This is a genomic window from Marinococcus sp. LNHM4E3-1 (assembly GCF_056034405.1).
In genome coordinates this window covers 25090-45017 of record NZ_JBQLID010000005.1, presented here as the reverse complement: position 1 = coordinate 45017, position 19928 = coordinate 25090, and the positions used below count along the sequence as shown (strand labels likewise).

The window sequence follows — 19928 nt, the reverse complement described above, 5'->3', positions numbered from 1 at the left end:
CTCTCCACTCCTTTACCTTCCTACTCTTTACAGCGATCCGGAGCCAACTATTTCAGCTTTTTCCACAAATTCCATTCCCTGAATTTTGCGCACAAAGTCACGGATTTCCAGACTGAGCACCGATGTATCAACAGTTAACGTGATATTTGCCCGTCCCTGCAGCGGGATCGTCTGATTAATAGTCAGCACATTTGAATTCGCTTCCGCTACAATACGCAGCAGCTCCGAAAGGGAGCCTGAACGATCGGCAAGCTGGATCGATAATGTAATAATCTGCTCCTGTATCATCGTATGGAACGGGAATATAGCATCCCGGTATTTATAAAAAGCGCTGCGGCTCAGATCCACATGCTGTACCGCCTCTGCCACTTTGTGCACCTTCCCGCTTTCGAGCAGTGCTTTTGCTTCTAACGTTTTCTGCATTGCATCTGTCAACAGATCTTCCCGTACAAGATAGAAATGATCAATTCTGTCTGCCACTGCTTTCACCACACTCTTTTATACTCTGATTTATACTGACTGATTACCCATCAACAAATTCGAACTCAAAGTCCAGCAGCCTTACTGTATCGCCGTGCTTAGCTCCGCGCTCGCGCAGTGCTTCATCCACACCCATGTTGCGTAATTTTTTTGAAAAGCGCTGCATCGAATCTTCGTGGGAGAGATCCGCCATTCTATAGTGTTTTTCGATATCCGGCCCGTACAGTACATAAGCACCGTCGTCGGCACGGCCGATGTAAAACGGAGCTTCTTTTTCATCGAGCGTGTACACCACTTTTTCTTCCTGGTCCTCTTCATCATATAAATGAAAGGCAGGGGTCGTTTCCACAAGGTCCGCTACTCGTTGCAAAAGCGGCTGAATGCCCTGCTTTCTAAGTGTCGATACAGGAAACACTTCAATACCTTCCGGGAGCTTCTTTTTAAACTCCTCAAGCTGTTCCTCTGTGCCCGGCATATCCATCTTGTTAGCCATTACTATCATTGGACGTTCGAGCAGACGAAGGTTGTGCTCCCGCAGCTCCGCATTGATCTGCTGGAAATCCTCAAACGGGTCCCGGCCTTCAAGCTCGCCGGCCATATCCACGATATGCACAAGCACCCGTGTCCGTTCAATATGCCGTAAGAATTGGGCTCCGAGCCCAACGCCTTCATGGGCTCCGGCAATAAGTCCCGGGAGATCCGCCATGACAAAGCTTTTTCCTTCTCCTACATCCACAACGCCGAGGTTCGGCTTTAGTGTAGTAAATGGATAATCGGCAATTTTCGGCCGTGCCGCTGATACAATAGAAAGCAGCGTGGATTTACCAACGCTCGGGAAACCGACGAGACCAACATCTGCCAGCACCTTCAGTTCAAGCTGAATGTCTTTTTCCTCCGCAGGCTCGCCTTTTTCGCTGATTTCCGGGGCCGGGTTAGAAGGCGAAGCAAACCGTGTGTTACCACGGCCGCCACGGCCGCCTTTTGCCACTACCACGCGTTGTTTATGCTCTGTTAAATCCGCAATCATAACCTCGGAGCTGCGGTCACGAATAATAGTACCCGGCGGTACCCGGACAATTAAATCTTCGCCGCCTCTGCCGTGCTGGTTTTTGGATCTTCCATTGTCTCCGCGCTTTGCCTTAAAATGGCGCTGATACCGGAAATCCATCAATGTTCTAAGCCCTTCATCCACTTCAAAAACTACATCTGCGCCTCTGCCTCCGTCGCCTCCGGCCGGTCCGCCGTCCGGGACATACTTTTCCCGACGAAAGGCGACCATGCCATCTCCGCCATCGCCGCCTTTTACATATAAATTTACGTGATCTACAAACAACTCTTTCACCTCATTAGTATTCTTACTGACCGCCTGCTTGATCGACAATGACGCAATATAGGTGTTCTGTGCTTACTTCTATATACTCAATCATATCTATCATTACGGACTCTTTTCGTATCCACTGTTCAAGCCTCTCGGGACTCTTTAATTCACCTTCAAAATCGAGTTCCAGACACGGAAGCCCGCCATCGTTCTCGTTGATGGAAATCTCGAGATGGTTATCTCTCGTTCGATTGGCCTGTTCATCAATGCGCGCTGCCAGTTCTTGAAAAAAACCAGTCCATTTTTGATCGTCCGGTTTGGCACTGAACGTATCCTCCACCTCAAAATCAATGGAAAACCAGTGTTCCTTCCAGTGGAACGTTATCAGTTCGACAGCGAACGCCGGAGCCTGGACATTTGACAGCTTGGCTTCATGGGAAGCTTTAAAGGTCGTTTTTTCGATCACTTTCTGAAGCTCTTCCACTTTACCAAGCGCAGCGTGTGTTTTTAGAAGCTGCAGGACATTCATCCAGTCATGACGGGAATGCTTCAATACGTCCAATTTCTCTTCAGCGTTCATAGGAATTACCGCCTTTCCACTTCACTGCGCCGCTGCCGTACAGTTTGTTCCACTGCTTCGAACGCAAAACTACTCACATATGGTACACTTTATTGTATCACATGTCACGTGGTAAACGTATCCGGGCATGGACACTTCTTCACTCCCTATACATTGAAAATCATACACAGAGAGGGTGCTGACATATGAATCGACCACTCATTTACGGAAATACACCGACCTTCCTTCACGCTTCTTCAGTGGCAAAGGATTTATCGAAAGCAGCAAACTATCAGGCAACTATTTACGGTGTGCCATGGGAAGGAGCGGTAACCTGGGGAGCGTACACAGGCTGTGAGCTTGGACCGAAGGTGATCCGCCAGTGCTCCGAGCGCTACAGCGGCTACCTGCCCGAGCTCGGCGACATCGATGTACTCAGTCACTACAGCCTCGCAGACGCCGGTGATATTTCCACCACCCCGGCCGACGTTCCGGCCACAATGGAAACAATCGAGTCCTTCGCTTCTTCTTTATGGGCTTCCGGCACTTTCCCTGTCGGTCTCGGGGGCGATCACGGCATCACCTACCCGATTGTTCGGGCGCTTGGTGAAACTACCGGAAAAAAAGTAGGAATCATTCATATTGATGCCCACTTTGATAATAACGACGAATCGATGGGCGATGAGTTCGGACGCGGTTCCCCGTTTGCACGCCTGTATGAATATGAACAGGTGAGAAATGAAAGCCTCGTACACCTCGGCATTCATGGTCCGCGCAATAAAGCCGTCAATGGCAGATCCGCCAAAGAAGCGGGCGCTGTTACGATTACCATCGATAAAATCCGCAATGCCCCGGATTTAAAGGCATTTGCCAGAGAAGTCTACGATACCGCTTCTGAGGGTACCGACGAAGTATATTTAAGTATCTGCAGCGATATTTTAGATTACGCCTACAATCCGGGCGGCCCGGCGGATGCCAACGGTCTCCGCCCCGAGCAGCTGCTGACTCTCATTCATGAATTCGGTATACATGGAGTCTGCGGTATGGATTTTGTTGAAGTCTATCCACAGCAGGACCATAATGATTTTTCCTCCCACTTTGTCACACTGGCTGTACTCTATGTACTTGCCGGCAGATTAAAGCAGGAAGGAAAAGCATAGCCATACAAAAGACGTCCTTTCACCTTTGAAAGGACGCCTTTTTATATTACGAGGAAACCCTCTGTTCCACTAAAGAATCAATCGCATCACCAAGCGCCTCTAAAAATTCACGCTGGCTATTTGGCATTTCCGGCCGGTAATATGCCGCTCCTACACTGTCGCAGGCATCTTTACATTCAACATCATTATCAAACAATACTTCAAGATGATCGGCTACAAATCCTACCGGACAGTAGACGAATGACTCATAGCCGTACTGATGGTGCAAATTTTTTGTTAAGTCCTGCACATCCGGTCCGAGCCATGGGTCCGGGGTGTTCCCTTCACTTTGCCAGCCAATATCATAGTGCTGAACATTGGCACGCTCTGCGATCCATTGGGCGGTTTCTTTCAGCTGTTCCGGATACGGGTCTCCTTTGGCGATGATTTTTTCCGGCAGGCTGTGAGCAGAAAAAATAACACACGTTTTCTCTTCATCAAGCCCGTCAAGCATAGTACGCACCCGTTCAGCCCAGTAGTGCAGAAACTTCGGCTGGTCGTACCAGCTTTCTACACTGTGAATCGCCGGGCCATTAATGCGGGAGGATTCTTCCTGGGCCCGTCCATTATAAGACTTTACGCTGAATGTCGAAAAATGCGGCGCGAGGACGATACTGTACGCCTCTTCGATGCCGTCCTCTTTCATTTCAGCAACAGCATCCTCGATAAACGGGTCGATATGCTTTAAACCGATATAAACATGAAATTCCCGTTCCGGATGACGTTCATTCATCACCTCGCCCAGGCCACAGGCCTGATCCTCCGTAATTTTTGCAAGCGGGGATACCCCGCCGATTGCTTTATAGCGGGAGACAAGATCCTCCAAAGCTTCTTCGGACGGTTTGTTCCCTCGCCGGATATGGGTGTAGTAGCTTTCTACTTCGTCGAGGCTTCTCGGAGTCCCGTAAGCCATCACCAAAAGGCCGGTTTTCTTTTTCATCGTCTTCCCTCCAACTGTTCTTTCGAATATTCGTGAACGAAAGCTGTTAAACGTTTCAACGTATCAGGCTCCACATCCGGGAATACCCCGTGCCCCAAATTAAAAATAAACCCGGGATGCTGAATGCCTTCATCAATAATAGCGGCAGCTCTTTTCTCTATTTCCGGCCACGGAGCGAGAAGTAAACTCGGATCCAGGTTGCCCTGAAGCGTTTTAGTGACGCCACGGTTTCTTGCTTCAAGAATAGAGGTCCGCCAGTCCAGTCCAATGATGGAAAGCGGCAGATCGTTCCAGTCTTCAAGCAGATGACCGGCACCGACTCCAAACATGGACACCGGCACATTCTTTTCTTCTAAAGCTGCAAAAATTCTGCTCATGACCGGCTTCACGTACTGCCGGTAATCGGTGGCGTTTAAAGCACCAACCCAGGAGTCAAAGATTTGAATAGCCTGGGCACCGGCCTCTATCTGGGCGCCGGCGTACCGAATCACCATATCACCAAGCGTCTCCATCAATGCAAACCAGGCGTCCGGCTGCGAGTACATAAAGCTTTTCGTCCGGTGATAGTTTTTCGACGGGCCCCCTTCAATCATGTAGCTCGCCAGGGTAAACGGGGCTCCGCTAAAGCTGATTAAAGGTACATTCAGCTGCTGACGCAGAAGCTTGATTGTTTCAAGCACGTAGTCGATATCCTTTTCTGGTTCAAGCGTTCCAAGCTGTTTTACATCGGCCAGCGTTTCAATCGGGCGGTCAATCACCGGCCCGATGCCTGGTTTTATTTCTACATCTACGCCGATAGACGGCAGTGGTGTCATAATGTCTTTATATAAAATAGCCGCGTCGTTTTGATACTGCTCCACTGGAAGCCGGGTTACATATGCACACAGTTCAGGGTCATGAGTAATTTCCACCAGCGAATACTTCTCTTTCAATTTACGGTATTCAGGCTGTGACCTGCCTGCCTGACGCATGTACCACACCGGCACATGTCCGGTATAGTTTCCTCCTGCTGCTTCTAAAAAAGTATTATTGTATAAGGTTTCTTTCATTTTTGGGCACTTCCTCTCTGCCTGCTCACCACTCAAGTTCGCACAATCACCTTTTCTGTTTTTACCATAACCTGCCCGATCCTGTCATGTATAGTGCATTTCGACAACATTCATAAAAAATTCATGAAAGTTCAGCACAAAAAAGGCAGCCCGCCAAGGCTGCCTCCAATCCTCTCTCACCCTCCTATTCCAAAAATAGAACGGGCCTGTACCTCTGCTGTGTTCGACTCCTCACCCTCCTGGTTTGTCGGTTCATAGGAAGGGACAACAATATACTCTCTTAAATTAAATGGATTTGCATTTTGGATCGTGTAGCTCCCCTGGCCGCGGACCTGATCGATTTCTTCGCGTTCTCCGTCTGTCACTTCGTAAATTGTGTAATTAACGCGGTCGTCTTCAGATGCTTCCCACGTAAGCTCCACGTTTAAGAAACCATCACCGGCAAATGTAAGATCTCCTTCAAGCGAATCAATTTCCGGAAGCTCCACAGGCTCTTCCAAATCACGTACTCCTTCCGGTTTTTCAAATTCTACCGCACTGCCTCCAGCAGGGGTCTCGTTCAAAATGGATTTAAACAGCTCCACCGCATGGGAGCTGCCGCCGGTCAAATAATTGTCTTCGGTTGTCTGGTCATACCCCATCCAAAGCGTGCCCGTCCACTGCGGTGTATAGCCTGCGAACCACGCGTCTCTCGCCCCGTCTTCGACCGCTTCAAATGAAGTGGTTCCTGTTTTGCCGGCTAAATCGTAGGAGGTGCTCCCGGCTGATGCTGTTCCGTTTTCCACTACATTTTCAAGCATGCGGGTCATGTACCATGCATTCTGCGGGTCCATCACCTCCTGCTCTTTTTTTTCATTTTCCACAATAATATTTCCGTTACGATCTTTAATGTTTGTAATAAAGTACGGCTCTGTTTTTGTTCCATTATTTGAAAACGTCGTATATGCTTCTGTTAACTGTGCCGGGGTAACCCCGTTTTCGAGACCGCCAAGAGCCGTCGCCAGCCCGTTCCCCTGGGGCTCTATACCTGTTTTCTTTAAGAAATCATTCGTGGCGCTGCGGTCAAGCTTGTCATAGAGCCAAACTGCTGATGTATTGATGGACTGCTCCAGCGCTTCGCTCATCGTCACTTCCCCCTGATATTCCCCGCTGTTATTTTTCGGAGAATAGCCGTCGTAGTCCAATTGTTCATCCTGGAGCGTCGAATAAGGCTCATAATCTCCGGATTCGAGTGCTGGTGCATATACAGCAAGCGGCTTAAACGCAGACCCCGGCTGCCGCTGCACTTCCGCCCGGTTCATCCCCTGACGTTCGTAATCCCTGCCGCCCTGCACCGCGACAACTCCGCCGCTGCTATGATCCATCATAAAGAAGGCACTTTCCGCATCCTCCGATCCGTCCGGATAATACGTCTCTTCCTGCATCAGGCTATAGGAAGCTTTTTGCATATCTTCATTCATCGGCACCTGGATCGTATAGCCGCCTTTGTAAATTTCTTCAGGTTCAATGTTGTATTTTTCCTGGGCTTCCTTCATGAGCATATCCACATACGTGTAGTATTCCGGATGGGTCTGCTGCTCCTGAAGACCGGAAGGAAGAGACGAAGAAGTTGCTGCCGCTTTTTCTTCTTCTGATATGTACCCTTCACGTTCCATAATAGCAATGACAGTATCTCTTCGTTCTTTGGCCTCCTCCGGCTCATCCACCGGTGAATAGTTGCTCGGCCCCTTTACCATAGCCGCAAGCATAGCGCCTTCTTCAACGTTCAATTCGGAAGCGTCTTTCCCGAAATACTGCTGAGAGGCAGACTGGATTCCGTAAGCTCCGTGACCGAAGTAAATCTGGTTTAAATAGTATCCCATTACTTCATCCTTAGAGAATTTCTTTTCAAGCCCCATAGCGATCAGCACTTCCTTCGTTTTACGTAAGAAGGTCTGGTCGCTCGAGAGAAAAGCATTTTTCGCCAGCTGCTGGGTGATCGTACTTCCGCCCTCCACAATTCCACCGGCTAAAATATCACGGTACAGCGCACGCGCAATCGCTCTCGGATCAATGCCGCGGTGGTCATAAAACCTAATATCCTCAATGGAAATAAATGCTTCTTTTACATGATCCGGTATCTGTTCTTCCTCGATAACTTCCCTATCCTCTGAATACAGCTCCGCTAGCTGTTCCCCGCTGTCATCAACTATTGTCGTTGTTTCATTCATCGTCAGCTGCTTTTCACTGATCGCAGCAGCGCCGATAACAACGGAGGATAAATATATGCCAAAAATCAGAAGAAAAGCCGCCGCAGCTATCAGCAGCCGTTTTCCCCATTTCCGTTTATTCATGAGCTCTGCCACCCTCGCTTTTTACACAAATATTCTATCCTGCTTTAGTCGGCAGACATTTCGTTAAGTTACACGGAAACAGCGGGATGTTTTGCATACTTCACCTGAATGCTGCCGACGACAAGCTCTGCCTCGATATTTAATGTTACCTGTGTCTGCTCTTTCGCCTTATGCTCGACCTTCATCGCTGCCTTCAGGCCCTCTTCCTTATAGCCAAGCACCTTCGTTTCGCCAACAAGTGTTTTTGCGTCGACGTTAACGTCCCAGTTCTCCGGGACAAAAAGCTTAATGCTCCCGGCCATGCCTCTGATTCGTACAGGTACTGTCTCTTCCTCAGTTTTAGCTTTCGAAAAATCTATAATCACTTCGCCTGCTCCGTACTGGACGGCGGCTTCGCGGAGTCTGAAAGGCTTCTTTATATATACACACTGCCCTGCCAAAAAGCGGTGCTGTGTCGGAAGCTCCCGTTCCTGCCCGGCCCGGCGCACCTCATGTGCGTAGGAGGTGCTTCTTTTGTTCCGGCTTTCTCCCTCAGACGTATTTAGGTCTTTATCGATATCTATTTCTCTGCGGGAGCTGCTCCACCAGAAATAAAACAGAATAATACCCGCAAGGAAGAGCACAGTGATGACCGCTGTAAATATAAAAGGCACATCCACCCGGTTGGATACGTGCAGCAGGGCGAGACCGACAAACATGGCACTGAGCCAGTAATTACGCTGGTAGACAAAAAAGCAGGCAAGGCTTAATGCTATGATAGGCCATATGAATAAACTCGCGTCAAAACCGAGCTGGGAGGATACGATACTTACGCCGGCAATAATAATACCCAGTCCTATAAAACCGGTTCTTTGACTCATGCTTTCTTTCCGCCCTTCTTCTGTTTATTTTATAAATATACGCAGCAGGCCGTCTGCCCGTTCCAGATTTCCTTATTTTATTTTCCGGAAAGGATCATGTATGATAAGAAAATACTATACAGCTTATATTTCCATTATACGCTACTCCTGAATGGAGACACACCTATTTTCATTCTGTTCATTACGTTTCAATAAAGGATGTGAACCTTTGTGGATAATTTATTCAGCAGATTAGAAGAGCTTTACCCGGAAATGGTCGAGATTCGCAGGTATCTGCACCAGTACCCTGAGCTTTCCTTTGAGGAAGAACAGACGCCAGCCTACATAGCCGATTACCACCGGAAGCTGGGGCATGAGGTGCGTACCAATGTAGGAGGGCGCGGTGTCACCGCAGTTCTCCGTGGTGACAAACCCGGTCCCGTCATCGCTCTCCGGGCGGATTTTGACGCCCTGCCCATCCAGGAGGACACAGGTCTTCCTTTCGCTTCAAAGACGGACGGCGTAATGCATGCCTGCGGTCATGACGGCCATACCGCGTATCTGCTTGTCCTGGCTAAAGCCCTTCAGGAGGAGAAGCACAGCTTAAGCGGCACCGTTGTTTTCATCCACCAGCACGCGGAGGAATATGCTCCCGGCGGCGCGATTGAGATGATCCAGGACGGCTGCCTTGAAGGAGTGGACGCCATCTTTGGCACGCACTTATGGGCGACGGTGCCCTACGGAACTGTGCAGTACTGCGAAGGACCGATGATGGCTGCTTCAGATCGTTTTCATATTACGATTCGAGGAAAGGGCGGACACGGGGCTCAGCCGCACCTTACCAAAGACGCCATAGTAATCGGCTCCCAGGTGGTCACCAGCCTACAGCAGATTGTGAGCCGCCGCCTCGATCCGCTTCATTCCGGAGTACTGTCCGTCGGCTCTTTTGAAGCTGTCAACGCCTTTAACGTGATCGCCGACAGCGCGAAGCTTACCGGCACTACCCGCTGCTTTGATGAAAACGTGCGGGACGTGTTCGAAGAAGAAATCGGAAAAATTGTCCACGGCATTTGCGAAGCCGCCGGAGCCGAAGCCGACTATGAATACCTGCGCGGCTATCCCCCGGTGGACAACCACCGTAACGAAGCCCAGTTTATTGCTGAATGTGCTGAAAAAACTAATTCGGTCCAGAAGACAGAATATATGAGCCCATCGATGGCTGGAGAGGATTATGCGCATTATCTCCAGCATGTGAAAGGAACCTATTTCTTCACAGGAGCCGGCCATCCGGACTGGGAAACGACGTATCCGCACCACCATTCGAAATTCGATATTGATGAACGGGCGATGCTTACCGCAGCCCAGGTCATCGGAAGAGCCGTTTTGGAATATCCCGGCACTTCTTCATAATCACAGGCCCCCTTTCTCCTCGCGGAAAGGGGGCCTGTCGTTTTTTATACCATCTCTTTTTGCTTTCTCCGGGTAACCCACCGGGGATAATACAGAAGAAGAAGCGCCACAAATAAAACCAGTGCTGCCGTTACCAAAAGCGACTGCCCGACCCAGGCGTGAAGCAGAACGATTCCCGCTCCCTGCACCGTCAAAAGTGCCCTCGTAAACGTAATAAATGCCCGTTCCTTCCATTTGACAGGAACAGGGTACAGATCCGGCCAGTCAATGGTCGCATAATGGCTTTTCAGAGCCTGCAGCTGTACAGCGGTCATATAAAGAAACAGTCCGCCAATCCCAAGCCGCATCCATTCCGGAGCAAAGGCGTACATAATCAATCCGCAGACTACGAGCAGACGGATAAACATACCTGCATATTCTCCTGAACGAACAAAAGCTTTGCCGTACAAATACAAATACGTATTTTCCTGCTTATGGGAAAATTTATCCACAAGTGATGCCAGCCAGCGCCGGCGTTTAATTTTCACTTCAATATGGGGGACTTCCGCAAACGACTGAACAAACCGGTAAAATTTCGCCAGCTGATGATTCTCGGCTTCAAGAAGCACTTCCCAGCGCAGCAGCAGGGAAGCAGAACGCCTCTTTACCAGCTGCCAGTGCCCGATCAATCCAAGGAGACCAGCGCCGGCCAGAAAAATGCTCCCCCACCAGGCAGCGAGCATTAAAAGAGCCGGCCAGACCCAGCGGACCGCTGTGGATATGTAACGGTGAGTATGATGGTGCCATTTCCATTCTTCCCATTTAATAAATGTTGTCAAAAAGGTTATTACGAGCAAAAGCAGCAGCATGCCGATATAACCAGCGCCCCCGGCGGCGGTACGCTCCTGAATAACCGGGCCGAGAACGATATATACAGCCAGTACTTCCACTCCCTGCAGAGCCGCTGAGTAGCGAATGGACTTTTTAAAAAATGGTGCCATCCGTTTTTCAAGCGGAAGCAGAAATACAAGGTCTCCGGACTGAACAAACGGCCGAATCGGTCCGCGAAGCGTTAATATAGAAAAAATCACCCAGAGAGCAATCACCACCCACGGAGACTGCGGGAGCCAGTCCAAAAAAGCCGGGTAAAATACTGCTCCGGCAAACAGGAGAATATACAGGGCAAACATAAACCCGCTGTTCCCGATTAACCGCAGGTAACGGCCGGCCTTCCCCCAGAAAGCTCCTGCCCGCTCATTCCACCATTGCCCGGTCATGATGTGATTTCTCCTTTGGTTACTTCAATATACAAATCATCAAGGTTCGCTCCCGGCATACCTGCCTGCTCCTGGATTTCTTTCATAGTTCCCTTCAAAGCGACCCGTCCTTCATGCAGCAGTACAAAACGGTCACAATAGCGTTCTGCGGTCGCCAGAATATGCGTCGACATTAAAATTCCCGCTCCGTTTTCTTTCATTTCCACCATCATATCGAGCAGTGATTTAATAGCTACCGGGTCGAGCCCGACAAACGGTTCATCGACGACATACAGCTTCGGCTCCACCAAAAAGGCGCACATGATCATCACCTTCTGCCTCATTCCTTTGGAAAAATGATTGGGGAACCAGTTTTTCCGCCGGGCCATCTGATAGGTTTCCATCAGCTTTTCACTTCGTTCTTCCCAGACGCCTTCTGGAACACCGTAAGCCATTGCTGTCAGGCGCAAATGCTCCCAGAGCGTCATTTCCTCGTATAATATAGGTGATTCAGGAATGTATGCCAGCTGTCTTCGGTAAGCTTCCGCATCCTCATGAATGGTTTTACCGTTAATATAAATTTCGCCCTCCGCCGGCTCCATTAGCCCGAGAACATGCTTGATTGTCGTGCTTTTCCCCGCGCCGTTCAAACCGATTAAGCCGACAATTTCCCCGGGGCCCACATCAAATTCCAGGTCATGGAGCACCGGCTTATGGATATTGTAACCGCCGGTAATATGTTCGATAGTAAGTAATGCTGTCATACAAACGCTCCTTCAGCTAAGTAAAATACAGTCTTTTTATATTCTACACAGTTTCATCGTATTTTGTATATTTTTGCAGGGAATTCATTTCTTCTTACATTTCCATTTAACTCTAAACTGTAACTACGTATAATAGGATAGTAGATATACTTACGTTTAGAAAGGAGATCAACACTATGGCACACAATGATAACTGCATTTTCTGCAAGATAGCAGCCGGGGAGATTCCTGCTTCTGTCGTCTACGAGGATGACGACCTTCTGGCGTTTATGGATCTGGGCCAGACCACGAAAGGCCACACCCTCTTAATCCCGAAGGATCATCAGGAAAACATTTATGAACTGCGCCCCGAAACTGCAGCGGCACTTTTTAAAAAAGCCCCGGCAATTGCGAACGCTATAAAAGAAGCCTTTCAACCAGCAGGTATGAACCTTCTAAACAATAATAACAGCGTGGCATCGCAATCCGTTTTTCATTATCATCTTCACTTCATTCCACGTTACACAGAAAACGATGGGTTTTCTTTTACATTTACCGATAATAATGAACAGTACACAAGCGCTGATTTAGCCGATATGGCTAAAGGGATTGCCGATCGTTTATAGATAAATAAATATGGATGGCTAAAGGAGAGATCATATGTCACGCGCATATAATTTTAACGCAGGGCCGGCCGCCCTGCCGGACGAAGTTTTGGAAAAAGCCCAGAAGGAAATGCTGAATTTCAACGATACAGGCATGAGCGTCATGGAGCTCAGCCACCGGAGTTCTGATTACGAACAAGTGCATAACCAGGCCCAGGAAAGGCTCCGGCATCTGCTCGATATTCCAGAGGATTATGACGTATTGCTTCTGCAGGGAGGAGCAAGCCTGCAGTTTTCGATGCTTCCGATGAACGTGCTCCAATCAGGGGAAACGGCTAACTATATTTTAACAGGCTCCTGGTCGGAAAAAGCGTTAAAAGAAGCTCAGATGATCGGACAGACCCGGGTCGGGGCTTCGGCAAAAGAGCAGAAATTCACCCACATTCCTGACGTTGACGCCCTTCAGCTCGACAGCCGGGACAAGTACGTACACATCACCACAAACAACACTATTTTCGGCACACAGTGGCAGGAGCTTGATTATAACTGGCTTTCCCCGGTAGTCGCCGATATGTCGAGCGACATTTTAAGCCGTCCGGTCCCAGTCTCATCGTTTGGAGCGATTTACGCAGGCGCTCAAAAAAACCTCGGTCCGTCCGGCGTTACTGTCGTTATCGTCAAAAAAGACTGGGTAAGCCAGGCTCCTGAACACACACCGACCATGCTCCGCTATGACACCCATGCGGAAAAGAATTCGCTTTTCCATACCCCGCCGACATTTGCTGTTTACCTTCTGAATGAAGTGCTCGGCTGGGTGGAAGAACGCGGAGGCGTCCTTGGCATGCAGCAGCGCAATAAGGAAAAAGCGGCTCTCCTGTACGACACTATTGACGGCAGCAATGGGTTTTACCGGGGCCATGCTGAAACAGACAGCCGATCCTCCATGAACGTCACCTTTAACCTTCCTACGGAAGAATTAAATAAACAATTCTTAGCTGAAGCTAAGCAGGCCGGCTTTGTCGGATTAAACGGCCACCGCTCTGTCGGCGGATGCCGGGCTTCCATTTATAACGCTGTTTCTAAGGAGAGCTGCCAGGCTCTGCAGGACTTTATGCTTACCTTTCAAAAGAATCATCAATAGGTTTTTTAATCAGCGGAGTTATCCGCTGATTATTTTTATAAAATAAAAATTTATAGGCGTCTCTTCGTTCGAGGCACCCGAAATTGTTTGAAATTGTTTATTTTTTCACTGAATTCGCCTATACTACTATTAAAGAATAATATATTAAAAATGTATTTCAAGGAAGGAATGAGGCGGATGGATTTGAAATCTCTTTTTGCCGGTATATTCACAGGATCGTTAGCTAGCAGTTTAATTATACTTTTTACTACACCTGCTTCTGGTCCTGCTTTACGACATTCCATTAAGCACTCGGAATGGAGTCGCCCCGGCTTGAAATCCTCAACAAAGAAATCAGCTATGGAAGACTGGCAGTATGCCGCTACAGAAGGCTTCCAGGCATTTGATGTGCTGACCAAAGAAATGAAAAAAACCTATAAGCGGTACAAGCAGGAAGTTGAACCCGAGGTCGCCTCTATTCAGGAACAGGTAAAAGAAATTTCTGATTCCATTTCTCAATTAAATAAGCAGATTAAAAAAGAAACCAGGCGTTCCTAGTCACTGATGACCCAGCTTATAAGAGAGGGGGTTCTTTAATTGGACTCTTCATTTGATGCCAAGCAGTCGATACTATTCAGTCTCCGTGCTGCACAGCTGTCTAAAGCATTATGGAAATCGGTGGAAAAAGATTGGCAGGAATGGGTTAAACCTTATAATTTAAATATCAATGAATTTCAAATCCTATGGGTCGCGCATCAATTAGAGGGCGCTTCTGTTTCCGGGATTGCGAAGTTCGGGGTTATGCATGTATCAACAGCCTTTAATTTTTCGAAAAAGCTGGAAGACCGCAGCCTGTTAAAATTTTCAAAGAAAACGAATGATAAGCGCAATACGTATATCGAACTGACAGAAGACGGCGAAAGCCTGCTTCTCTCCATCCTCGAATCCTATGAAAAAGAAACGTTTCAGGTTTCTGAAGGAGCCCTTCCCATTAAGGAGCTTTACGGAAAGTTTCCCGAGTTTTCTGAACTTATGACCATCGTACGCTACATTTATGGAGAAGAATTTATGCATCTGTTTGAAGAGTCCCTCCAGTCTTTTGAAAATGATTTTATGGATAAAGACGGGGCCCTCCTTCCAGCGGACAGATCTGCCAAATAAACCTTTTACAGACCACCTGCTCTACTCAGGCTTCCTCCATCAGCATATTGGCTTCTTTTCTCTTCTGTAGAGCGAATTGTTAGAAATTTCGTTCTATATATTTTTTTTATAACCCTATTGATTTTTTCTTCTGTTGGTATTACATTATTCAAAGTTGGGGTTTGGAGAGAGAGGAGGCCGTCGCATGAATTGCTGGAAATCAGTAAATCTACGAAAAGAAAACAACACAACAAAAATGACAATCATGTCGGTAGGATTTTCCTTTTTAACTTTTATGTTTACTTTTTTAATCTTTAGTTCGCTGCAGCCGGAAACACAGCTAAAAGGTATCGGCCTGGAAGTTCTTCTTTTAGTAATGCTTATGATTTACCCTCTGCATTCTATTTTGCACGCCGTACCGCTTTGGATGATTGGTATCGCCACAACCTGGAAATTCGACAGAGACCGCAGGAAGCAGCTTCCTGTGATTAAATACAGCTTCAGTAAACCCGTATCGAGAAATATGTACGTTATCGCTATGGTCAGTCCGTTTATAGTTCTTGGGGCCGCAAGTATTGCAGGGGCCATACTCATGCCCGGCTATATGCATTACTTCCTTATTATTTTTTCATTAAACAGCGGCATGGCCCTTAAAGACTTTGCTTTTATCCGTCAGCTGGTTAAAGCTCCAAAACACTGTACAGTGGAACGCAAGCTTGACGGCATGGATATTGTACTGAAACAGCCTTCTTAAATAAAAAAGAATCCCGGTGCCACTTCGGCGCCGGGATTCTTTTATCTGCCTACGACAAAGACAATCTCGTCTTCCTCCAGGTTGACTTTCTCCGCCCGTACAGTGTACTCTTCATCTTCACTCCACTGATCAAGGCGTATTCTGATCGTTTCTTCCTCCGGATTAATCTGGACAAACTCCGGAAATTCCGTCTGGTTCTGCACGACTGTCAGCACTTCCGGACCCGGCAGCGGAAGCCCTGCAATAGAGAAATCATCCTTCTGCAGTTCAACATTTCCGTTCTCCAAAGCCTCCGGCACAAAGCTCAGCTCAATATCAATTTCACGACCGAGAAGCTCAAGCGCAGAAATAATTTTAAACTGACCGTCTTCTACCACTAAGTCGGCTCTTTCGTTTTCCATTTCCGCTTCTAAAATATTATTCACCTGGGCAGAATTTGTTTCCCCGGTAAAGTACGGTTGAAATTCTTCCTCATCAGAAGTCTGCGGTTCTGTTTCGTTCGATCCACTCTCCTGGTCCAGAGAAGCCCACCAGAAGACTACAGCAGCGATGATAATAACGTTGATAACCAAAAGCAGAATGAATAAAATTTTCCATATGTTCCGCGCCAAGCAGATCCACTCCTTTTTTCTTGTAACAACTGCTTTTTCACTATATCATGTTCGGCAAAAACGTTATAGATATAATATCTTTTTCTTTGCTCCTACGGGTTCTGCCTATCTTTTTGCTTTATGATTTGTTATGGTAGTATCGTTAGGAATGGGGGAATTTTATGTTTATTCTTTTCTTTATTGTATTCGCTGTTGCTTACCTGTTTATCATGAACTCCATGACCAATAAGTTTGTAACCCAGCGGGAAGTCCCGGATGAAAAACAGCCGAAGGTTTTTAACACCATCAATATACTTGTGACCATCCTGTTGATTTCATCGTATGTTGAACTTCTTTTGGCAGCCTGAAGCTGAGAATTTCGATCCTATTGTATAATGCAATAGGATTTTTTACATTTATCGACATTTTTAAACTTTTTAATATGATATACTATTAAGGTATCATGAACATACATAGGGAGCTGGAGAAATGAAAAAATATATTTTTACAGTCGCAGGGATCAGCGGAGCCCTTCTGCTTGCATCCTGCAGCAATGAAGGCAGCGCAGCGGGAGACGATGCGATTGTTGAAGTAAATGGCGAAAGTATCTCTGAGCAGGATTTGATGGATGATTTAAAGGACAACTACGGTGAAGGTGCCTTAAACAATCTCATTCAGCAAAAAGTATTAAACGATAAAGCCGAGGACCTCGATATTTCAGATAAACAGGTCACTCAGGAATTTAAATCTATGAAAGAGCAGTACGGCATAGATGATAATGATCAATTCCTTCAAACTGTACAGGAAAATATGGGCGTTCAGGTCGAGAGTGTTAAAGCTTTCAAGGAGCAGTATGTAAAACCGCAGATCGTGGTTGATGAGCTGGGCTCCCAGGATGTTGACGTAACCGAAAAAGAAATGAAAAATTACTACGAAGAAAATAAAGAAGATCTTGTGCAGGTCGAAGCAAGCCATATTCTTGTTGAAAGTGAAAAAGAAGCAGATGAAATAATCAAAGAACTCGAAGGCGGCGCAGATTTCGCTGAGCTTGCGAAAGAAAAGTCTATTGATACTGCTTCTGGTGAAAGCGGCGGAGAGCTTGGTTATTTTGGTAAAGGTGAAATGACAGAGGCTTTCGAAGAAGCTGCCTTTAACATGGATACGGACTCCATTTCCGAAGAACCTGTCGAAACGGAGCATGGCTTCCACGTTATTAATGTCACCGGCAAAAAAGAAAGCTATAAAGAATTAAAAGACGATATTAAACAGACGCTTGAAGCTGAAGAACAGCAGGACGGCCAGCAGGTGCTGAATGAACTTATGCAGGATGCTGACATTAACGTCGAAAACGAAGATTACGAGGACTGGGTGCAGACATTCACTGAGGCAAGTAAAGAGAGTTCAGGAAGCTGACATTTTTATACAAAAAACCGGGGCGGTTACGCCTCGGTTTTTTTCGTTTCTATTTCGTTTTCTGCCGGGAGCCTGATCGTAAACCGAACTCCTGTCTCCGTATTAGCCGCCTCTTTTGACGCTTCGTGCAGTTCAGCAATTTGGCTTACAATCGCAAGACCAAGCCCGAACTGGCCCTTATTTCCTTTTCTGAACGGCGTAAAAATGTATTCAAGCTCTTCTTCATTAATGTTTTCGCCGTTGTTTTCGACAGTAATTTCCACCCGCCCGTCCGGATGCTTTACTGCCTTAATCCAAATACTGTCCTCTGCGTAGCGCAGCGCATTTTCCACCAGGTTTTCAAGCAGCACCCGCATATGTTCAGCGTCCGCATACATGCGTACGCTTGCCCCTTCAATATAAAAACGGATATCGCTGCGCTGCAGACGAAAACGTTCTTCAATCGCATAAGCCAGTTTACCGAAAATAATTTCTTCGTATTCAATCGCCTCTGTTTTCAGCGAATCAAGTTTCGTGTAATAGAGCATATCTCTGACCCTTTTATCCATGCGATTCGCTTCATCTATGATGACATCCATCGTTTTTTCCATATCCTTTTTAGGCAGAATGCCATCTTTAACGGACTGCGCATAGGATTTAACCACCATAATTGGTGTCTTAAGCTCGTGGGAGGCGTGCTGGATAAAGGTTTTTTGTGAATTGTCGTAACGGATCAAGTTTTGGCGCATCCGCTCAAACTGCTCGGACAGCTTCTGAAAGTCCTGGTCCCCTTTCCAATTGACAGGCTCCCGCCAATTTCTCTCAGCAATTTGCTCAAAACGGTTGCCGAGCACCCGCAGCGGCTGCCGCAGGTAGCGTTTCAGCCAGATCGCCGGCAGCAGGCTTACGACGCTTGTGATGAGCAGTATGTACACCAGACGGGTCCACAAACGGTTTACCATTGTGTCTCTATACGTATCCCACATGTAGGAAATCTGGAACGCTTCCTCCCCATCCGACTCTACTTTTGTGATCACATAAAAAAGTGTAGCATCATTAAAAGTGAGCTCATACCTCTCCCGTTCCGCATTTTGATTGCCGGCATTTTCAAGCATTTCCTTTTCCACCTCGGCCGGCGGACGAGGCTCCCCGCTGACCGTTTCATTTTCAGTAACAAAAACATGCCCAACCGAACGCTCTGCTTCCCGTCGTTCAATGAAATCCAGATCGTCTGACTCCGGCGGCGTGAAATAATCACTCAGCGGATTAACGAGCTGTGCCTGTTCTTCTTCAATAATCCGGTACGTTTCTTCCGTCAGCGTTCCACGAATCGAAATAGGATATACGATAATGACTGTCAGACCGACCAGAACAATGATGGCAATGAAAGAGAGCCAAATGCGCTGGGTCAAATTCACTTTCATCATGACGGCAGAACACGATATCCGTATCCATACAGAGTTTCCAGATGAATTCTGGGCATTTTTTTCCGGACTCTCCGCACAACGTCATCTACGGCCCGCTCCGAGCCAAAATAGTTTTCGCCCCACACATGTTCAATGATATCTTCCCTCGACAGGGCTTTGCCCACCTCTTCGGTCAAAAGCAGAATTAAATCCATCTCCTTTGTCGTCAGTTCGATATGGGTGTCATCATTTTCAGCATCCGTTACTGTACGTGCTTCCGGGTCAATGTAGTAATTATTTACTTCTGTTTTTTTTGTTTCGGTCTGCGATTCGCCGTATACCCGGGATAACAGTTTTTTAGCACGGATAATCAGCTCCTGGGGAAGAAATGGTTTCGCCAGGTAGTCATCGCTTCCCATTTCAAGACCAAGCACCCGGTCAAGATCCTGGTCTCTCGCGGAAATAAAAATTACCGGCACTTCCCCTTTTTTTGAAGACCTAATTTCTTTTAATATCTGATACCCATCCGTTCCCGGCAGCATAATATCGAGCACCCACAGGTGAGGCGGCTCTTCTTTGGCCTCCAGAGCGTCCGTACCGTTATCAAAGACGGTAACTTCCCAACCTTCCTTCTCCATATAGGGCTTCAATACTCCGGAAAGGTTTTCTTCATCTTCCACTAAATAAATTGTATATGCAGTCGTCATTTATCTCGTTCCTTCCTCTGAAGATACGTGTCCATCTGCTATTATCGTAGCAGTATTATTACTCAGTTTCCACTTTCCTCTGTGTTAGACGGTATTAACGCCTCAATGT

Annotated in this window: 21 protein-coding genes; 9 read left to right on the top strand and 12 right to left on the bottom strand. The window is 47.3% G+C overall.

Annotated features, from left to right (window positions below; genetic code table 11):
- Positions 1-27 precede the first annotated feature (27 nt).
- From ACTRXI_RS06835 to ACTRXI_RS06825, 3 genes are all read right to left on the bottom strand, one after another.
- Positions 28-423 carry an ACT domain-containing protein gene (locus ACTRXI_RS06835; protein ID WP_474261872.1) on the bottom strand — a complete coding sequence of 132 codons (396 nt, stop codon included), beginning with the start codon at positions 421-423 and terminating at the stop codon, positions 28-30.
- A 100-nt stretch (positions 424-523) separates the two neighbouring features.
- On the bottom strand, positions 524-1813 hold the full coding sequence (gene obgE, locus ACTRXI_RS06830) for a GTPase ObgE (protein WP_474261715.1): 1290 nt from the start codon (positions 1811-1813) through the stop codon (positions 524-526).
- 22 nt (positions 1814-1835) lie between these two features.
- Positions 1836-2378 (bottom strand): Spo0B C-terminal domain-containing protein, encoded by a 543-nt coding sequence (locus ACTRXI_RS06825; RefSeq protein WP_474261714.1) that lies wholly within the window; start codon positions 2376-2378, stop codon positions 1836-1838.
- Between the two features lie 185 nt (positions 2379-2563).
- Here ACTRXI_RS06825 and ACTRXI_RS06820 point away from each other — a divergent pair, with 185 nt between their 5' ends.
- The gene (locus ACTRXI_RS06820; protein WP_474261713.1) at positions 2564-3517 is read left to right on the top strand and encodes an agmatinase family protein; all 954 of its coding nucleotides are present in this window, start codon (positions 2564-2566) and stop codon (positions 3515-3517) included.
- A gap of 46 nt (positions 3518-3563) precedes the next feature.
- Here the strand turns inward: ACTRXI_RS06820 and hemH are convergent, their stop codons facing one another.
- The 4 genes from hemH to liaF all read right to left on the bottom strand — a co-directional run bounded on the left by hemH (position 3564) and on the right by liaF (position 8738).
- Positions 3564-4496, bottom strand: coding sequence for a ferrochelatase (hemH, locus tag ACTRXI_RS06815; RefSeq protein ID WP_474261712.1), 933 nt, complete (start codon positions 4494-4496; stop codon positions 3564-3566).
- Entirely contained in the window at positions 4493-5545 is a 1053-nt protein-coding gene (gene hemE, locus ACTRXI_RS06810) for a uroporphyrinogen decarboxylase (RefSeq protein WP_474261711.1), read from the bottom strand. The genes hemH and hemE overlap by 4 nt, the downstream gene beginning before the upstream one ends.
- A 176-nt stretch (positions 5546-5721) precedes the next feature.
- Complete coding sequence (locus ACTRXI_RS06805; RefSeq protein WP_474261710.1) at positions 5722-7878, bottom strand: transglycosylase domain-containing protein; 2157 nt, start codon at positions 7876-7878, stop codon at positions 5722-5724.
- A gap of 68 nt (positions 7879-7946) precedes the next feature.
- Positions 7947-8738 (bottom strand): cell wall-active antibiotics response protein LiaF, encoded by a 792-nt coding sequence (liaF, locus tag ACTRXI_RS06800; RefSeq protein ID WP_474261709.1) that lies wholly within the window; start codon positions 8736-8738, stop codon positions 7947-7949.
- 252 nt (positions 8739-8990) lie between these two features.
- On the opposite strand from liaF, the gene ACTRXI_RS06795 reads away from it, so the two are divergent.
- On the top strand, positions 8991-10127 hold the full coding sequence (locus ACTRXI_RS06795) for a M20 family metallopeptidase (protein ID WP_474261871.1): 1137 nt from the start codon (positions 8991-8993) through the stop codon (positions 10125-10127).
- A 44-nt stretch (positions 10128-10171) separates the two neighbouring features.
- On the opposite strand, the gene ACTRXI_RS06790 is transcribed toward ACTRXI_RS06795, so the two are convergent.
- Both ACTRXI_RS06790 and ACTRXI_RS06785 read right to left on the bottom strand, forming a co-directional pair.
- Entirely contained in the window at positions 10172-11383 is a 1212-nt protein-coding gene (locus tag ACTRXI_RS06790; protein WP_474261708.1) for an ABC transporter permease, read from the bottom strand.
- Entirely contained in the window at positions 11380-12126 is a 747-nt protein-coding gene (locus ACTRXI_RS06785; protein ID WP_474261707.1) for an ABC transporter ATP-binding protein, read from the bottom strand. Before ACTRXI_RS06785 ends, ACTRXI_RS06790 begins: the two co-directional genes overlap by 4 nt.
- Positions 12127-12302: 176 nt before the next feature.
- Between ACTRXI_RS06785 and ACTRXI_RS06780 the strand changes: the two genes are divergently transcribed.
- The 5 genes from ACTRXI_RS06780 (at position 12303) to ACTRXI_RS06760 (ending at position 15724) form a co-directional block, all read left to right on the top strand.
- A complete protein-coding gene (locus ACTRXI_RS06780; RefSeq protein ID WP_474261706.1) occupies positions 12303-12731 on the top strand; it encodes an HIT family protein in 429 nt (142 codons plus the stop codon).
- 34 nt (positions 12732-12765) lie between these two features.
- A complete protein-coding gene (serC, locus tag ACTRXI_RS06775) occupies positions 12766-13851 on the top strand; it encodes a 3-phosphoserine/phosphohydroxythreonine transaminase (RefSeq protein WP_474261705.1) in 1086 nt (361 codons plus the stop codon).
- Positions 13852-14163: 312 nt separating this feature from the next.
- Positions 14164-14388 (top strand): hypothetical protein, encoded by a 225-nt coding sequence (locus ACTRXI_RS06770; protein ID WP_474261704.1) that lies wholly within the window; start codon positions 14164-14166, stop codon positions 14386-14388.
- A gap of 39 nt (positions 14389-14427) precedes the next feature.
- Entirely contained in the window at positions 14428-14991 is a 564-nt protein-coding gene (locus ACTRXI_RS06765) for an HTH-type transcriptional regulator Hpr (protein ID WP_474261703.1), read from the top strand.
- Positions 14992-15175: 184 nt separating this feature from the next.
- Complete coding sequence (locus ACTRXI_RS06760) at positions 15176-15724, top strand: DUF3267 domain-containing protein (RefSeq protein WP_474261702.1); 549 nt, start codon at positions 15176-15178, stop codon at positions 15722-15724.
- 41 nt (positions 15725-15765) lie between these two features.
- On the opposite strand, the gene ACTRXI_RS06755 is transcribed toward ACTRXI_RS06760, so the two are convergent.
- Entirely contained in the window at positions 15766-16335 is a 570-nt protein-coding gene (locus ACTRXI_RS06755) for a YpmS family protein (RefSeq protein ID WP_474261701.1), read from the bottom strand.
- A 161-nt stretch (positions 16336-16496) separates the two neighbouring features.
- Between ACTRXI_RS06755 and ACTRXI_RS06750 the strand changes: the two genes are divergently transcribed.
- Together ACTRXI_RS06750 and ACTRXI_RS06745 are read left to right on the top strand one after the other, a co-directional pair.
- A complete protein-coding gene (locus ACTRXI_RS06750) occupies positions 16497-16682 on the top strand; it encodes a hypothetical protein (protein WP_022793771.1) in 186 nt (61 codons plus the stop codon).
- 121 nt (positions 16683-16803) lie between these two features.
- Entirely contained in the window at positions 16804-17727 is a 924-nt protein-coding gene (locus ACTRXI_RS06745) for a peptidylprolyl isomerase (RefSeq protein WP_474261700.1), read from the top strand.
- A gap of 26 nt (positions 17728-17753) precedes the next feature.
- Here the strand turns inward: ACTRXI_RS06745 and ACTRXI_RS06740 are convergent, their stop codons facing one another.
- Both ACTRXI_RS06740 and ACTRXI_RS06735 read right to left on the bottom strand, forming a co-directional pair.
- Complete coding sequence (locus ACTRXI_RS06740; protein WP_474261699.1) at positions 17754-19133, bottom strand: sensor histidine kinase; 1380 nt, start codon at positions 19131-19133, stop codon at positions 17754-17756.
- On the bottom strand, positions 19130-19819 hold the full coding sequence (locus ACTRXI_RS06735; RefSeq protein WP_474261698.1) for a response regulator transcription factor: 690 nt from the start codon (positions 19817-19819) through the stop codon (positions 19130-19132). The genes ACTRXI_RS06740 and ACTRXI_RS06735 overlap by 4 nt, the downstream gene beginning before the upstream one ends.
- Positions 19820-19928: the final 109 nt, after the last annotated feature.